Raw genomic sequence first — 16,472 nt, 5'->3', positions numbered from 1 at the left:
CTAAACATATTTGGAGTGGAGTTTTTGGGTGAAGGGGATCTATACAGAAAATTTGCAGGTTACTACGATAAAATCTATGAAAACGTGGACTACGTTAAAGAAGCAGAATTCATTAAGTGGGCAGTTAAAACTCATAAACAAAATGAAGGAAGAAAACTCCTTGATGTTGCATGCGGAACAGGAACACATGCATCTGTACTTATTGAAGATTTCCAGGTTATTGGAGTCGATATAAGTGAGGATATGATGAAAATAGCCCGTAAAAAGGTACCAAATGCCCAGTTCATTCATGGGGACATGAAAAAACTGGACCTTAGGGAAAAATTTGATGTGGTTATCTGTATGTTTTCCGCAATACACTACAACACCAGTTACAATGAACTTGAAACTACCTTAAAAAACTTTTACAACCAACTCAACGATGGAGGGGTTGTTATCTTCGATTTCGGATTAAACCAAAACAACTGGATTGAAGGTCTTGTAAGCGTGGACACTGTAGTTGAAGAAGATCTAAAAATTGCAAGGATATGTCAATCTAACAGAGAGGGTTTCGTATTCAATGCAAACTTCGTTTTCCTTGTTAAAGAAAATGGAAAGGTGGACTTTGATATAGACCAGCACAGATTAGGTATCTTTGATATGGAAAAGACCGTTGAGATTATGAAAAAAATCGGATTTGAAATAAATATTTATGCAGATTTCTCAAGTAAAGAATGGGAAAATGGAGAAGGGGAAAGGCCCATATTCGTGGGTGTTAAATAAATTATTTATTGAAAACAGTTAATCTTATTAAAAACGGTTAGTTTATTAAATAATATGAGTTGTGTATTAAAACAGTTGATTTAACTTACTTAAACTGAGTTTATCTGTTTAATACTCAGTTTAAATCTCATTTTTGGGAGTGATAGAAATGAAAATAGCTGTTGCATCATCAAATGATGGAAAAGTTACTGAACATTTTGGGAAAGCTCAAAAATTCTTCATATACGAATTTGATGGAGAAAATACAGAATTTTTAGAAATAAGAGAATCTAAAAAGAATCCTGGCGAAAAACATCAGTGGGGAAAATCTCTTGAGGTTACAGGCGATTGTGAAGTCATTATATGTCTGCAAATTGGTATAAACGCCAAACCTGGACTGAAAAAGATGGGCAAAAAGGTTTTTGAAGATGAAGGAACTGTTGAAGAAGTTCTCGAGAGATTTGTAGCACATTACAAGTTCATGAATCAGCCCATTAAATTCTAAATAAACGATTTTAATTTTAAACAAAAATTTAATAATCAAACTTATAAATTTAATAAATATAAATACAAAATTAGTGAAATTGGATCATATTAAGTACGATGATTTAAATGTAAATTAAGTTGGTTAGAATGTTATTGAGATTAGTGGAGTAAATAAAAATAAGATTTAAAATTTATCTGTTATCTTAATCCATTCAAATCAAATCTTCTCTAAAGAGGAGTAATCTTAAAGAATTTAGACAGAATAATCCCCAAATCAAACTGTAAAACAGGTAAATATAATATAAGGTGTTTAACATGAAAACATTGATAATATATAATTCATTCCACCATGGTAATACAAAGAAGATTGCAGAAACAATGGCTGATGCTCTTGAAGCTCGAGTATTAAAATATGATGATGTGGATGCATATAACATTGTAGACTACGATTTAATTGGTTTTGGCTCAGGTATCTATTACGGAAAACCAAAAAATGAATTCGTTGAGTTCATTGATAGTTTACCAGATGTAAAAAACCGAAAAGCCTTTGTATTCACGACAAGTGGAAAGGGAAAAGATGAATACAACGATCCATTGAAAGAAAAATTGGCTGAAAAGGGTTTTGAGATCATAGGATCATTTACTTGGAAAGGATTCGACACATGGGGCCCTTTAAAAATTATTGGCGGAAAAAATAAGGGCAGGCCAAATGATGAAGACCTTGAACACGCTAGAATTCTTGCAAAAAGTTTAAAAGATAAGGTTTAAGGGATTTAAAAATCTTAGGGTGTCCAAATTGAGGAATCAACAACCTATATTTCTTATTCTCAATTTGTAGGTAACCACAAAATATTTCTTAGTTCTCAAACAGAAAAGGTATATAGTAAGAAGTTGAGATTTAACATAACCTCGGTGTGAACTTATATCCTTTTTGGTTTTAAATTTGTTTGATGATCCAGTGCTGGATCTTAACAAATATTTATAAAGCATGAATGAGTTATAATAATTGATTCTAATTATAAAGAACTGGTTATGATTTTTAGTATTATATCTCAAGAAGAGGTTCTTTTATAAATCGTTACAAATAAAGGTGATATTATGGCTAAAGCAAGACGTAGAAGAGTACGAGATACATGGAAAGAAAAACAATGGTATAAGATAATGACTCCTGTGGAGTTTGGAGACGCAGAAATTGGCTCAACTCCTGCAAGAGACCCTGAATTACTCATAAATAGGGGTGTTGAATCCTCAATGAGAGAGCTCGCAGGCGACTTCAGCAAGCAGTACATAAAACTCTACTTCCGGATAAATAATGTTGTAGGTGACATAGCTAACACAAAATTTATGGGACACCAGGTTACAACAGACTATGTTAGAAGTATGATAAGAAGGGGAACAAGCAGGATAGATGCAATATCCAATGTTACAACCAAAGATGGTCAGAAACTAAAAGTGCACGTCCTTGGAATAACAATAAAAAGGGCTAAATCTTCCCAGCAGAAATTCATAAGGGAAACCATGGAAAGAATGGTTCAGGAAGCAGCAGCAAACAAACCATTCCAGGAATTCATCGAGGATATTGTAGGCGGCAAAATGGCTTCCCACATATACCACGAGGCTAAGAAGATCTATCCTCTAAAAAGAGTTGAAACAGTTAAAACCCAGATGATTGAAGAAAAAACATAAAAAGATTTGATCTGGGAAATTCATGGTATATCTAGAATATGTGGTCCTAGTTGTGGTCATAGGGCTTATAACATACTTAAGGAAAGCTCTTGATCTATTTGGATCCATCTTCATGATTATCATGGGGATTATTATTATTTTTAGCGCCGGTATCAACTGGCTTATTTTAATACTCGTATTTCTGATTCTAGGACTTTTATTTACCAAATACAAGCACCAGTACAAGAAGGAAATAGGTGTTTATGAGGGAACTAGAACCCTCAAAAACGTTATTTCAAATGGAATAGTTGCTTTTATAATGGCTGCATTTGGAAACTACGCAGGATTTATAGGTTCAATTGCAACAGCCACCGCTGACACACTTGCAAGTGAAGTAGGCGTGGTTCAACAACCAAGACTTATAACAACCCTCAAAAAAGTCCCACCAGGAACCGATGGTGGAATATCAGTACTTGGAACTGCGGCAGGAATCATGGGTGCAGGAATCATAGGAGTCTCAGCTTATTTACTTGGAATATACCCCAACCCCTTCATAACATTAAAAATAGCCATAATAGCAGGTACAGTAGGATGTTTTATTGACAGCATCCTTGGAGCTGTGCTTGAAAGAAGAAATTATCTCTCCAACGAATATGTAAATCTTATAGCTACCATAACGGGAGCTTTTTTAGGTATTATCATGGTTTAGGTGGTAATAGTGAAAGGAATCATAATGATAATAGATGGGATGGGAGACCGTCCCCTAAAAGAACTTGGATATAAAACACCTCTTGAAGCTGCAAAAACACCAAACATGGACAAAATGGCAAAAATGGGAATAAATGGAATTATGGATCCCATAAAACCAGGTATAAGGGCAGGAAGTGACACATCCCATATTTCAATACTGGGATACGACCCATACCAGGTTTACACAGGCAGAGGGCCATTTGAAGCTGCAGGAGTTGGTGTGGACGTTATGCCCGGAGACATAGCATTCAGATGCAACTTCTCAACAGCAGACGCCAATGGAACAATCACAGACCGACGTGCCGGAAGAATAAGAAACGGAACAGAAGAAATAGCCAAAACCATTAACTCCATGGACATTGATGAAAATGTGGAGATCATATTCAAGGAATCCACAGGTCACAGGGCAGTTCTTGTTCTCAGAGGTAACGGATTGTCTGATAACGTTTCAGACGCAGACCCTAAACATGAAGGAAAACCTCCAAAAGAAGTTTTACCCCTCGACAATACAGAAGAAGCAAAAAAAACCGCAGATGTGTTGAACAGATTTATTGAAGAATCTTACAACATGCTCAAAGATCATCCAGTAAACCTTAAACGGATTGAAAAAGGGAAAAATCCAGCTAACATAATCATTCCAAGGGGTGCAGGAGCTGTACCTCACGTCCAACCATTTGGAGAAAAATATGGGCTAAAAGCAGCTTGTATAGCAGAAACTGGACTTATAAAAGGTATTGGAAAGATAGCGGGTATGGATTTGGTTGATATTGATGGTGCAACAGGCGGTGTTGACACTAACATAGAAAATATCAAAAAAGGCATCATGGAAACAGCTTCAAAAGATTATGAGTTTATGCTCATCAATATAGACGGTGCAGATGAAGCTGGACACGACGGTGAGATGGATGACAAGGTTAAATTCATTGAAAAAGTTGACGACGTTGTTGGAGAAATGATGCAAATAGACGATCTGTACTTCATTTTAACTGCCGATCATTCAACCCCAATATCTGTAATGGACCACACCGGAGACCCTGTTCCAATAGTTATTAAAGGTCCTGAAGTTCGGGTCGACGATGTTGAAGAATTCAATGAGAGAGCTGCAACGAAAGGCGGACTCTGCAGAATAAGGGGACGAAACCTAATGGACATCCTCATGGATCTCATGAACAAATCCACCAAATTCGGAGCATAATCTCAATAAGGAGTTTAACCATGGTTTCCAGGATCCCACAGCAAATACCAAAACTCTTTGGAACATCCGGTATAAGGGGCAAGCTTTCAGAAGATATAACCTTAGAACTTGCAGTAAATGTTGGAAGGGCAGTTTCTACCTACGTTAAAGAGTTTAAACAGGAAAAATCCAATACCCATGGAGAACCTGAAGGATTATCCCATGGAAAGGAAGCTAAATGTAAAATAGTAGTAGGGTACGACACACGAACCTCCAGTGAAATGCTCGAAAATGCAGTTGTTTCAGGCATACTTCAGGGAGGGTGTGATGTTCTACGCCTTGGAATGGCCCCAACACCACTTGTAGGTTATGCAGCCATGAAATTATGTGCAGATGCAGGTATAATGATAACAGCATCCCACAACCCACCCCAGTACAACGGAATAAAACTCTGGAATCCAGATGGTATGGCTTACCGTCAGAATCAGGAAAGGAATATCGAAAAGATAATCCATGAAAAAAGTTTTATAAAGGTTTCATGGGAAAATATAGGAAAAATTGGGGATATAAAAGGTATAACCTCTGATTATATAAATGATCTGGTCGATAATGCAGATATAAAGCCCGGTGTGAAGGTTGTTGTGGACTGTGCAAATGGTGCAGCTTCGTACATCTCACCGCTTGTTCTCAGGAAAGCAGGGTGTTCAGTTGTAACCTTAAACTCCCAACCCGACGGATTTTTCCCGGGCAGGATGCCTGAACCATCACCTCAAAACCTTCAAGAACTCATGAAGGTTGTTAAAGCCACAGGGGCAGATATTGGAATTGCACACGACGGTGATGCGGATAGAATGGTTGCAATAGATGAAAACGGACATATGGCAGATTTTGACAAGCTTTTAGCCCTTGTTAGTCGTGCAATAGGTGGAAAAGTAGTTACAACCGTTGATGCATCCGTATGTACCGACAGGTGTATGGATGAAGTTGGCGGTGAAGTTATAAGAACAAAGGTTGGTGATGTTCATGTTGCAGAGGCAATTGCCAAAAATCATGCATCCTTTGGAGGCGAACCATCAGGCACATGGCTTCATCCCAATTTCTGCATGTGTCCAGACGGCATACTCTCAGCGCTGCGAGTTATAGAGATTGTGCAGAAGCATGGGCCATTATCAAAGCTTCTTGATAAAATCCCGAGTTATCCGACTATAAGGGACAAAATAAACTGCGAAAATTTCCAGAAACCCATGATAATGAAGGGTGTGGAAGAAAAACTTCCAGATATGTTTGACGGTGTCATCGATGTAAATCGAATAGACGGTGTCAGAATCTCAATGAATGACAACAGTTGGGTTCTTATAAGACCATCCGGTACAGAAGCTTACATCAGGATAACCCTTGAGGCAGCAGATGAAGAAAGGGCAAGGGCAATAAGGGACAAATGTGCAGAGTTCATAGAAGGATTTTTATAAAATCATTTCTACAATATTTTTTTTATGATTCTTTAAAGCGCTTTTTTTTGAAAGGATTTTTATAATAGAATTCAGATTAATTAGTATTAGAAAGGATATTGAATAGTAGTATTAGACCTATTAGATCAAGTTATTTGTAAAGAGATTTGTGTCTATCGGATCAAGTTATTATTAAGAGATTGTGTTCAGCAGATCAAGTTATTGTTAATTTGTCAAATCATAGATCAAATTATTTAACTTGTGTCAGATTAATATCCAAGTTATTTTAGAAAGAAATGTAAAAGGATGAATTATTATGAAGGCAGTTATACTCACAGCAGGCGAAGGCACAAGGATGCGGCCCCTAACCATCACAAGACCCAAAACAATGCTAAAAGTTGGGGGAAAACCAATTTTACAGTACAATGTGGAAGCACTGAGGGATGCCGGTGTCAAAGAGTTATCAATGGTTGTAGGATACCATGAAGAGGTTATAAAAGAACACTTTGGAGACGGATCTAACTTTGGAGTGAACATCACTTATTTAACCCAAGAAGAACGTCTTGGAACAGCCCATGCCATAGGAAAAGCTTCAAAGGTCATTGATGAAGAATTTATTGTTTTAAATGGAGACATAATAGTTGATCCAGAACTTATAATCTCTTTAATAGAGAGATATAGTCACGGCGATGCAACATCAATACTCGTTCTTACAGAAGTAGAAGATCCTTCATCTTTTGGGGTTGTTGAGCTTGATGGAGACAGTATAACCAATTTAGTTGAAAAACCAGCTCCAGAAGAAGCTCCAAGCAATTTAATAAACGCAGGGATATACATATTCAACCCCCAGATATTTGATGCCATCGAAAAAACTGAAAAATCCCAGAGGGGAGAGTATGAAATAACAGATTCCCTCTTAATCCAAATAAAGGAAAATATGAAGGTTGCAGGATTTAAATCCACAAACAAATGGATCGACATTGGGAGACCATGGGAACTCCTTGATGTGAACGAACACTTTTTAAAAGATTTAGAAACCCAGATTGATGGAGAAGTGGAAGAAGGAGCCACAATACACGGCCCAGTACATCTCGGGAAAGGAAGCATCATCAGATCAGGTTCCTACATAATGGGACCCGTTTACATAGGGGAAAACTGTGATATCGGCCCAAACAATTACCTGAGGAAATCCACATTTATAGCAAACAACGTGAGCATTGGAAACGCCGTTGAAATCAAAAATTCAATTATAATGGACGGTAGTAATGTTAACCACCTTTCATACGTCGGAGATTCAATTATAGGGGCAAACTGCAATGTAGCAGCAGGTACTAACATTGCAAATCTGCGCTTCGATGATGGACACGTGAAAATGGTTGTTAAAGGTGCTAAGATTGATTCAGGAAGGCGGAAATTTGGAGTGGTATTTGGTGACGGCGTTAAAACCGGTATAAATTCCAGCTTCAATCCCGGTGTAAAGGTCGGGGTTAATTCAAGGGTAGGTTCAGGAGCCATAATCTACAGTGATATACCCTCAAACAAGATAGTTCTACCACGCCAGGAACATGTGATACTTGACTATCATGGAGAATAAAATTTTAAGTAACTAAATTTTTTTTACTAAGATTAGAAAAGTAAATGATTAGAGAATAAATACTAAAAAATTTATTTTTAATGAACTGGATATAATTTAATGAACGGTTATAATAATTCAAATACATGATATAAGGATAGTTAACAGATAAAGTATTTTTAATGATGACCCTAATCTACAAAAACACCTTGATAAACCGTAAGTAAATGAAAAAAGTATTAAGGAATAGGAGATCTAAAAACATGATACACAGAAGCGTTAAAGTATTTGATGGTGCACGAATAACAGGCAACGTTGAGATCGGCCAAAAATCCTCAGTCTGGTTCAACGCCGTCTTAAGAGGAGATATGGAACCTATAACCATAGGAAACTCATCTAACGTTCAGGACAACTGCGTGCTGCACTCATCAAAAGGTTACCCCCTCAAAATAGGCGATTTTGTTTCTGTGGGACATGCTGCTGTTCTCCACGGCTGCACAGTTGAAGAAAACTCTTTAATCGGCATGAACGCCACAGTCCTAAACGGTGCCCTTATTCGAAAAAACAGCATCGTGGCTGCTGGAGCTGTGGTCACAGAGGGTCGAGAATTTCCAGAAGGTAGTCTGATAATGGGAATTCCTGCAAAGGCCGTAAGGCAACTTGAAAAGGAAGAAATAGATAAAATTAAGGATAATGCATTAAGATACGTTGAAATAGCAAAATGTGAGTGATGATAATGATTACCCCCAAAAAAATCGTTGAAGAACTTGAACCATACGTTCCAGGAAGATCAATTGAAGAAATAGCCTCAGAGTATGGTGTCGACCCGGATAAAGTTGTAAAACTTGGATCAAATGAAAATCCCATGGGTCCATCCCCAAAAGCTGTTGAAGCTATAAAAGAAAATCTCAATCTCATAAATCAGTACCCAGAATCAAATTTAGATGGTCTGGTTAAAAAGATAGCAGAGTATGCAGGAGTTTCGTCATCAAATGTGATTACAGGTGGTGACGGAGCTGATGAAATCCTTGACGTTCTTGGAAAAACGTTTATAGAGCCCGGAGACGAATTCATAGTCCCATTGCCTTCATACATGTATTATGAGTTCACACTCAATATCCACGGAGGAGTGCCAGTGTTTGCAAGGTGGGATATGGAAAAAAACACTCTGGACGTGGATTCTGTAATAAAGGCCCTGTCTCCAAAGACCAAGCTTATATTCTTATGCACACCAAACAACCCTACAGGCGGACTTATAGACAAAAAAGATATCAAAACTGTGCTTGAAAGTACGGATGCATTAGTTATTGTGGATGAGGCTTATTTCGAATTTTCAGGGGTTAACAACGTGGAACTGCTTGAGAGTCACGACAACCTCTTCATCTTAAGGACCTTTTCAAAGGTTATGGGACTTGCAGGAATGAGGATAGGCTACGGAATTTCAAATCCGCAGATTATAAGCTACATGTACCGTATGAAACCTGTATTCAGCCTTACAAAGCTTTCACAGATAGCGGCTTCAGCCACACTGGATGACAAAGACTATATCAAACGATCAACAGAGCTTTCAGTGAAAAGCAGAGACTTTTTATACAGTGAAATGTCTAAATTTGATAATTTGAAAGTTTACGAGTCCAAATCGAACTACATACTGGTTGGCACCCGTAAAACAGGTATGAAAGCCCGCAAATTAACAGAAGAACTCATGAAAAAAGGGTTTATTGTGCGTGACTGCACTTCTTTCAGGGCTTTGGATGAGTACTGGATAAGGGTAAGTGTAGGAACCATCGAAGAGGATAAAAAGTTCATAGAAGCTCTTAAAGATATAATCGGATGATTTAATATAAGGCCCGTTTAATTAATAATTAATCATTTAACAGGACGATAAAAATGGAAATAGGCACAATGCTCGTATCATCAATTGAATTTCCCGGTAAAATGTCTCTTGTTATTTTTACTGCAAAATGCATGCTAACCTGTCCTTACTGCCACAATCCAGACCTTATTGAGGGAGGGAATACAGTATCAACCCATGACATCATTGAGAAGATCAAAGATTCCTCTGATTTCATAGATGGTGTTGTTATAACAGGTGGAGAACCACTCATCCAGGATAAAGAGCTTTTGGAAGTTTTAAAGTACTGTAAACAATGCAACTTACAAGTTAAACTTGAAACAAATGGATACTATCCAGACAAACTTGAAAGACTTATAGATTGGATTGATTACGTTGCAATGGATGTCAAAGCCCCCTTCGATAATTACGAGAAGGTTTTGGGTAAATGCCACCTAAGCAGAGATCCAGGTGAATGTGCCAGAGAGAGCATGGAAGTCTGCCTTAAATCAGGTACCTACCTTGAGTGCAGGACAACATACGTTCCAGACCTTCTGGACCCCGAAGACGTTCTGGAAATTGCAAAGACCATAAATTGTGACGTTTATACCATTCAGCAGTTCAGAAACAAGGTTGTTGCAGATGATAAACTTCATCAAACACCTAACCCCTCCAGGGATGAGCTTTTAGAAATTGCAAAGACTGTGAAACCCTTTTTAAAGAAGGTTAAGATCATAACATCTGAGTTCGCTGCTGAAGTTGTGGAATGAAACTAAATGAGACTATGGAATGAACTGGGGAATCAAACTGGGGAATGATAAACAGACAATGAAATGATGTACTTAGAATAGTTGCAAAATAACCTAGCACAATTTTCTAAAATGAATACGAAAACACAAATCTTAAATCAAATCTTAATGAATTCACAGGAATTACAAGATTAGTTAGATTATTATAAATGTTAGATATAAACGTTAGATTATAAACATTAATAAGGATTAATTAAATATCATTTTAAGAAGAATTAAAGTATTTAAATGAGAATTAAAGTATTTTAAGAAGAATTAATGTTTTTAAATTATTTTAACTCATAGTTTGGAGGGTGTTACATACCAATCTTACTCTTTGGAAGTCGTCATGTTGAGCTTATAACAGGCAAAAAGACTACCACAATCAGGAAACTCTGGAAGAAACCTTTATCCCATGGTGACAGGCTGCACTGTTACTGGAACCTGGTTTCAAAGGAGCGAAGAAAGCTGTTCGAAGCCAAAGTCACCGATGTTGAGGTTGTGAAATTCGAAGATCTCATTAAAGATGATGCCCTGGCTCGTGAAGAGGGGTTTAATAATGCTTCAGAACTCGAAACAGAGTTCAAAAAGATGTACCCCAATGATACAAAAAAGGATTCCCTGTTCCAGGTTATAAGATTTAAAAAGCTTCCAGTCGATGAGTGGGAAGGTAAAAAGATAGATGAAAAGTCCATGATAACTAAAAGGGCAGATATACTCTTCGATGTTGGTAAGTTCAATAAATCTGTTATGTGTTACAGTGCCGCGCTTAACATCGACCCTGAAGATGTTTACCTCTTGAATAAGAAGGGGGATAACCTTTCACGTCTCGGAAAGTTCGATGAAGCCCTTGAATGCTACGACAAAGCCCTGAAACTAGACCCAAAAAATGAGTTCATATGGAACAACAAGGCAATAGCTCTTTTAAACTCCAACAAACCTGAAGAAGCATTGAAATCTAATGGCAAAGCTCTTAAATTGAACTCTGAGAATGTTGTTGTGCTTTACTGGAGGGGGTTTATTCTAGAGGTACTTGGAAGGTTCCAGGAAGCTTTGGACTTTTACAACAGGATACTGGAAATCAACCCCGAAGACCCTGATGTCTGGAATGCAAAAGGAAACATTCTGTCTGAGATGGATAAAGCTGATGAAGCCCTTGAATGCTACGACAAATCCCTGGAACTCTGTCTTGATGATTCAATTGACGCATCCACGTGGAACCGTAAAGGAAACGCCCTTCTAGAGCTTGGTCGTTTCAAAGAGGCAATTGACTGCTACGATAAAGCCCTAAGCCTTGACACTGGAAACGATATAATTTGGAACAACAAGGGGGTTGCATTCATGGAGTTACACCAATTTGAAGATGCCATGAACTGCTTTAAAAAAGCACTAATTATAAATTCGGATAATGAAGACTCCAAGATACTGAGGGATGAATGCTTGGAGAACCTTTAAACACTGAGATTTGAAGCATCCATGAATGTTCTGAAAACGTTCAAATTAACCTTTTTTTATTAATTCTTACCCGGAACAAGGTTTTTTTTAATTCTTATCTCGATCACGTTTTTTTTATTAAATTAATTCATCTTAATCGTTTGAAAATTAATCATTTTAAAAAAAATATTTATTTTAGAAAAAAGTACGGTATTGTTTATTTAAAAAGAAAGTATTTTTCATTAAAATAGAAGAATTTTGATTTTTTTTAGCCTTTACCCCTGAGAAGGCCTCCGATAGCTCCTCCTAATCCCATGACTACCAAAGATTGTATCAAGGCAACTATTACAAGCAAACCTCCCGTAACTGCTCCAGCTACAAAACCTGCTAAACCTGCAAATATTGCTCCCCCAACCAGGATAAGGATAGCTATAACTATGGCTCCGAAGGCACCTGCAACTGCAGCATTGGCCAGACCATCCCAAACACCACCAACCATCAATCCCACTATTAAACCTGCTATAAAGAGTCCAAGGTTAGATCCCCACGTAGGGGAGAGCATTCCAAATATGGCCGAAAACACTATCGATAAAATAAAACCTACAAACACAACACTCCATTTCACCATCAGATTACCCCCATTTTGGAAATATACTTGATATATAGTAGTGTTATTATCTGTTTTTTAAATAATAAAACGTTTTATTAATTAACCTCCAAATTTATTTGAAGATAAGAAAAAATTGGAAGAATTATAAAACCAGTAGCAGAACATCGTATTTTAGAAATTAGAGCCGTATTTTAGAAATTAAAACATCATATTTTAAAATAATCTTTATATTCTTTTAAGGACTAAAATTCATAATCCTAATTAGATTCATCTATTTTTTTAGCTTCTTGCGAGGCTTCAGATTCAAATAAACTAATTGAACTGTATAAACCATCTTTATTGATTTTTACAATATCTATTGCTTCTATTAATTCATCATGTTGAGTATTCCTCTCAAACTGTAAACGATGAAAGATGAATCCTATAATTGATAGTACTGCCAGAAAAATCAGTGCGTAAAACGTTAAAGAGAATATGTACTGGTAAAATGATAAATTTTCCAGTGTAAGGAATGATAAGATGAGAACTACTAAAAATGCGAATGCAAAAAAACTTGCAATGATTAATAACAGTTTTTTATCGTTGGTCCTTTCATTAAATGCAGAATATGCTGCTATAGACAGGGAAGATCCTGCCACGCTGATGACCATGAATGCAGGTATCAAAACATTAATATCCATTTTTTAGCACCTTCTTTCAGCTTTTATAACATTTAATTTTTAGTATATCTTCTTTAGTGACTGGTTTGGCATATTTTAACATTTTAATAAATACATCGTCATAAATTTCTACAAGTTCATGTTTAGCATTCTTAATCCCAACTGTATCACGGATTTCATAATGTCTATGGGGCCTTTCAATGAATAAATGATTTTTATTGAAGATCATGAAGTGTTTTGTGGGTCTTTTTGGCAGAATCAAGTATTTGATATGTTTATATTTATCAAGAATTGTGTAAATGTCCCTTCTATCCTCACAATATACTCTGGGACCTCCTATAATTACGATTAACTCAAATTGATGATTAACTGCATATTTAATGATCTCCTGCGTGTCCTCGTTAAATTCTCCAACGATAACTTTGAGTTCAAGGTTGCCCGTGAGTTCTCCCCTATTTTTCAGGTCTTCAAGTGAATCTATCAAATTAAATCCCCATATCTCCCGTTCGTACCTATCTTCACTGTGAAAAAGAACAATTTCATCCCCGTAATGTTCACTGTAATGAGGATCCGGTCTGTACAGGTATTTCATCAGGAGAATGGTAACTACAGTTAATGCAAATATGCTGATAAGCGTTAAAATCGTGACATCAAACTGAATTTTTCTTCCCCTCCAGATAAGGAATCAATTCAGACCTATTTATCAAGGTAGCATTAAATTTTTTTTCAAAGAAAGAAACTGCACTTTTAATAATTATCTGTTTATTATCATTGATTAATTATTACATCAAAAAGCTGGAACATAATGATAACCCAATATAATGATTAGTATTTTTTGTTCATAAAAATTTGATCAATGAAACCTAAAGTTCTGTTTAATGCATACCAATGAATGCAAATTACTTAAAAACTACACACTAAAAAAAACAGTAAAAAATATTTACGTGAATTAAACCTATTATTTGAGATTAAAAAAAATATTAAAGAAGGATTTAATCCTCCTTCAACTCCACTTTATCAGAAACTACTGCTCCTTCTCCCCCATCAAAAGCCATTAATGGGTTGATTTCACCTTCTTTCAACATTAATCTCATATCAACGGCTAATGCTCCTTCTCCTTCGTCAAAGACCATTAGTGGGTTGATCTCAAACTCGTTGATCTCTGGGAAGTCTGTGACAAGTTGTGAAATCCTTAATATTATATTTGTAATAGATTCAATATCCTTTGCTTCATCTCCTCGTGTTCCCTCAAGAAGTTCATGAGTTTTAATTCCACTTATCATATCTTCTGCTTCAATTTTAGTTACAGGTGCAATTGCGAATTTAACGTCTTTTAATACTTCAACGTATATACCGCCAAGTCCAAACATGAGCATAGGACCGAAAGTAGGATCTTGGACCATACCTATGATCACTTCTTTACCACCAGACAACATTTTCTGTAGTTGAACACCCTCAAGATCTGCTTCAGGTTCTTTTTTAGGTATGTTCTCCATCATATCTTCATAAGCTGCCTTAACTTCCTCTGCGTTGTTGAGGTTGAGTTTGATTCCACCAACATCAGATTTATGTGAAATTTGTGGAGAGACTATCTTCATAACCAATGGATATCCAATTTCTTCAGCAGATTTCACTGTCTCTTCAACGGTTTTTGTAATTGAGGTACCTACCGTTGGAATTCCATATGCTTTTAGTATATCCAACGATTCAAGACCAAGGGTATGAATACCTTTTTCTTTGGCATCTTCGATTATGTTTTTAACAAAAACTTTGTCAACATCAAATTCATGAGGTTTAGGATATTCCTGGTCTTTGATGATGCTGTAATCGTATAATTTTTTCATGCTCTTTACAGCTCTTTTAGGGTACAGATAATTTGGAACCTGTTTTTTGGCTAGAAGTTTTTCAGCACCTCCAAAACTGGTTCCTCCAAAGAAACTGCATAAAATTGGTTTTTCAGATGTAGCCGCATGTTCAATTGCAACTTTGGCAATTCCTTCAGCATCAGTAACAGATTGAGGTGTTACCAGATAAATTATTCCATCCACGTTGGGATCCTCTAAAACAGTATCAAGAGCAAATGCATACCTCTCTGGACTTGCATCCCCTAATACATCTACAGGATTTTTAACACTTGCAGTTTCAGGTAATCCATCCTTCAACTTTTGCCGGGTCTCGCAGGTGAGTTGAGCGAGTTCAAGGCCAGATCTTATTGCAACGTCCGTGGTCATAATAGCTGGACCACCGGCGTTTGTGAGTATGACTATTTTATTTCCCTTTGGAAGGGGAGATAATGCTAAAGCACTACTGTAATCCATCAGTTCATCAAGGGAATTTACACGTATAATTCCACATTGGGAGAATGCTGCCTCATATGCAGAGTCAGAACCAGCAATAGTACCAGTATGGGAGGAAACTGCTTCAGATCCTTTGGAGGTTCTTCCAGCTTTTATAACAAGAACGGGTTTTTTCCGGGAGGCAGTTCTACTGGCCTCTATAAAACCACGACCATCAACAATACCCTCAAGATATGCAGATATAACTTCGGTATTCTCATCTTCCATGAAATCTTTTATACAATCATTTTCATTGATCATGGCTTTATTTCCAAGACTGACAATTCTGGAAAATCCTATATTCTTTTTATCAGCATAATCAAGAATAGCTGCCATGATAGCTCCAGACTGAGTCATGAAAGATATTTTACCTTTATGGGCGATATCAGAAGAAAAAGATGCATTCATATCGTTGTATGTATTCATTATACCCAGACAGTTAGGACCCACAAGTTTAATATCGTATCGTTTGCATATCTCCACCATTTGATTCTCAAGTTTAGCCCCTTCTTCATCAACCTCTTTAAATCCAGCTGAAATAACAACAATATTTTTTATTCCAGTTTCTCCACATTCTTCAACTGTTGCTGGAATTATATGGGAAGGGATGGTTATAACTGCAAGATCTACAGGACCATGTTCTTTTATTGATGTATACGCAGGAAGGCCGTGTATTTTACCACCTCTAGGATTGACCGGGACAATTTTTCCCTTGTAGTAATTCAAAAGGGATTTCATTATATCGTATCCAATTTTACCTTTTGTCTCCGATGCACCTATTACCGCAATTGATTTTGCATTGAACATATCAAGCATGTTTATCACCTACTTATCTAATATTTAGATTTTTTTTGAGATTAGTATACTGAAAATTAGGATGAAAATACATTTATCATGTTTATTCATTATACTTATATATGTAATTATTGATTATAAAGAGCGATAATACTAAATAAATTTTTGCCTACCACAAA

Annotated in this window: 16 protein-coding genes; 12 read left to right on the top strand and 4 right to left on the bottom strand. The window is 36.6% G+C overall.

Going from position 1 to position 16,472, the window contains the following annotated elements:
* The first annotated feature begins 15 nt into the window (after nt 1-15).
* The 12 genes from MSWAN_RS01830 to MSWAN_RS01775 all read left to right on the top strand — a co-directional run bounded on the left by MSWAN_RS01830 (nt 16) and on the right by MSWAN_RS01775 (nt 11,914).
* Complete coding sequence (locus MSWAN_RS01830) at nt 16-762, top strand: class I SAM-dependent DNA methyltransferase (RefSeq protein WP_227716981.1); 747 nt, start codon at nt 16-18, stop codon at nt 760-762.
* Nucleotides 763-910: 148 nt separating this feature from the next.
* A complete protein-coding gene (locus tag MSWAN_RS01825) occupies nt 911-1,246 on the top strand; it encodes a NifB/NifX family molybdenum-iron cluster-binding protein (protein ID WP_013824909.1) in 336 nt (111 codons plus the stop codon).
* Between the two features lie 296 nt (nt 1,247-1,542).
* Nucleotides 1,543-1,995 carry a flavodoxin family protein gene (locus MSWAN_RS01820; RefSeq protein ID WP_013824908.1) on the top strand — a complete coding sequence of 151 codons (453 nt, stop codon included), beginning with the start codon at nt 1,543-1,545 and terminating at the stop codon, nt 1,993-1,995.
* 330 nt (nt 1,996-2,325) lie between these two features.
* Complete coding sequence (locus MSWAN_RS01815) at nt 2,326-2,913, top strand: 30S ribosomal protein S3ae (RefSeq protein ID WP_013824907.1); 588 nt, start codon at nt 2,326-2,328, stop codon at nt 2,911-2,913.
* Between the two features lie 22 nt (nt 2,914-2,935).
* Nucleotides 2,936-3,601, top strand: a complete 666-nt coding sequence (locus MSWAN_RS01810; protein ID WP_013824906.1) for a TIGR00297 family protein — start codon at nt 2,936-2,938, stop codon at nt 3,599-3,601.
* A gap of 9 nt (nt 3,602-3,610) precedes the next feature.
* Nucleotides 3,611-4,837, top strand: coding sequence for a 2,3-bisphosphoglycerate-independent phosphoglycerate mutase (locus MSWAN_RS01805; RefSeq protein WP_048187824.1), 1,227 nt, complete (start codon nt 3,611-3,613; stop codon nt 4,835-4,837).
* A gap of 20 nt (nt 4,838-4,857) precedes the next feature.
* Nucleotides 4,858-6,285, top strand: a complete 1,428-nt coding sequence (glmM, locus tag MSWAN_RS01800; RefSeq protein ID WP_013824904.1) for a phosphoglucosamine mutase — start codon at nt 4,858-4,860, stop codon at nt 6,283-6,285.
* Between the two features lie 295 nt (nt 6,286-6,580).
* Nucleotides 6,581-7,858 carry a bifunctional sugar-1-phosphate nucleotidylyltransferase/acetyltransferase gene (gene glmU, locus MSWAN_RS01795; RefSeq protein ID WP_013824903.1) on the top strand — a complete coding sequence of 426 codons (1,278 nt, stop codon included), beginning with the start codon at nt 6,581-6,583 and terminating at the stop codon, nt 7,856-7,858.
* 242 nt (nt 7,859-8,100) lie between these two features.
* Complete coding sequence (locus MSWAN_RS01790) at nt 8,101-8,568, top strand: gamma carbonic anhydrase family protein (protein WP_013824902.1); 468 nt, start codon at nt 8,101-8,103, stop codon at nt 8,566-8,568.
* Nucleotides 8,569-8,576: 8 nt separating this feature from the next.
* Complete coding sequence (gene hisC / locus MSWAN_RS01785) at nt 8,577-9,674, top strand: histidinol-phosphate transaminase (protein ID WP_048188190.1); 1,098 nt, start codon at nt 8,577-8,579, stop codon at nt 9,672-9,674.
* A 53-nt stretch (nt 9,675-9,727) separates the two neighbouring features.
* A complete protein-coding gene (locus MSWAN_RS01780) occupies nt 9,728-10,441 on the top strand; it encodes an anaerobic ribonucleoside-triphosphate reductase activating protein (RefSeq protein WP_013824900.1) in 714 nt (237 codons plus the stop codon).
* Between the two features lie 339 nt (nt 10,442-10,780).
* Nucleotides 10,781-11,914 carry a tetratricopeptide repeat protein gene (locus MSWAN_RS01775; protein ID WP_013824899.1) on the top strand — a complete coding sequence of 378 codons (1,134 nt, stop codon included), beginning with the start codon at nt 10,781-10,783 and terminating at the stop codon, nt 11,912-11,914.
* A gap of 247 nt (nt 11,915-12,161) precedes the next feature.
* On the opposite strand, the gene MSWAN_RS01770 is transcribed toward MSWAN_RS01775, so the two are convergent.
* The 4 genes from MSWAN_RS01770 to acs form a co-directional block, all read right to left on the bottom strand.
* The gene (locus MSWAN_RS01770; protein WP_013824898.1) at nt 12,162-12,521 is read right to left on the bottom strand and encodes a DUF5518 domain-containing protein; all 360 of its coding nucleotides are present in this window, start codon (nt 12,519-12,521) and stop codon (nt 12,162-12,164) included.
* A gap of 239 nt (nt 12,522-12,760) precedes the next feature.
* A complete protein-coding gene (locus tag MSWAN_RS01765; protein WP_013824897.1) occupies nt 12,761-13,183 on the bottom strand; it encodes a hypothetical protein in 423 nt (140 codons plus the stop codon).
* A 16-nt stretch (nt 13,184-13,199) separates the two neighbouring features.
* Nucleotides 13,200-13,754, bottom strand: coding sequence for a hypothetical protein (locus MSWAN_RS01760; RefSeq protein WP_013824896.1), 555 nt, complete (start codon nt 13,752-13,754; stop codon nt 13,200-13,202).
* 400 nt (nt 13,755-14,154) lie between these two features.
* Entirely contained in the window at nt 14,155-16,314 is a 2,160-nt protein-coding gene (gene acs / locus MSWAN_RS01755; RefSeq protein WP_013824895.1) for an acetate--CoA ligase alpha subunit, read from the bottom strand.
* Nucleotides 16,315-16,472: the final 158 nt, after the last annotated feature.

Source organism: Methanobacterium paludis, assembly GCF_000214725.1.
Classification (GTDB): domain Archaea; phylum Methanobacteriota; class Methanobacteria; order Methanobacteriales; family Methanobacteriaceae; genus Methanobacterium_C; species Methanobacterium_C paludis.
This window is presented reverse-complemented; position numbering and strand designations above follow the sequence as displayed.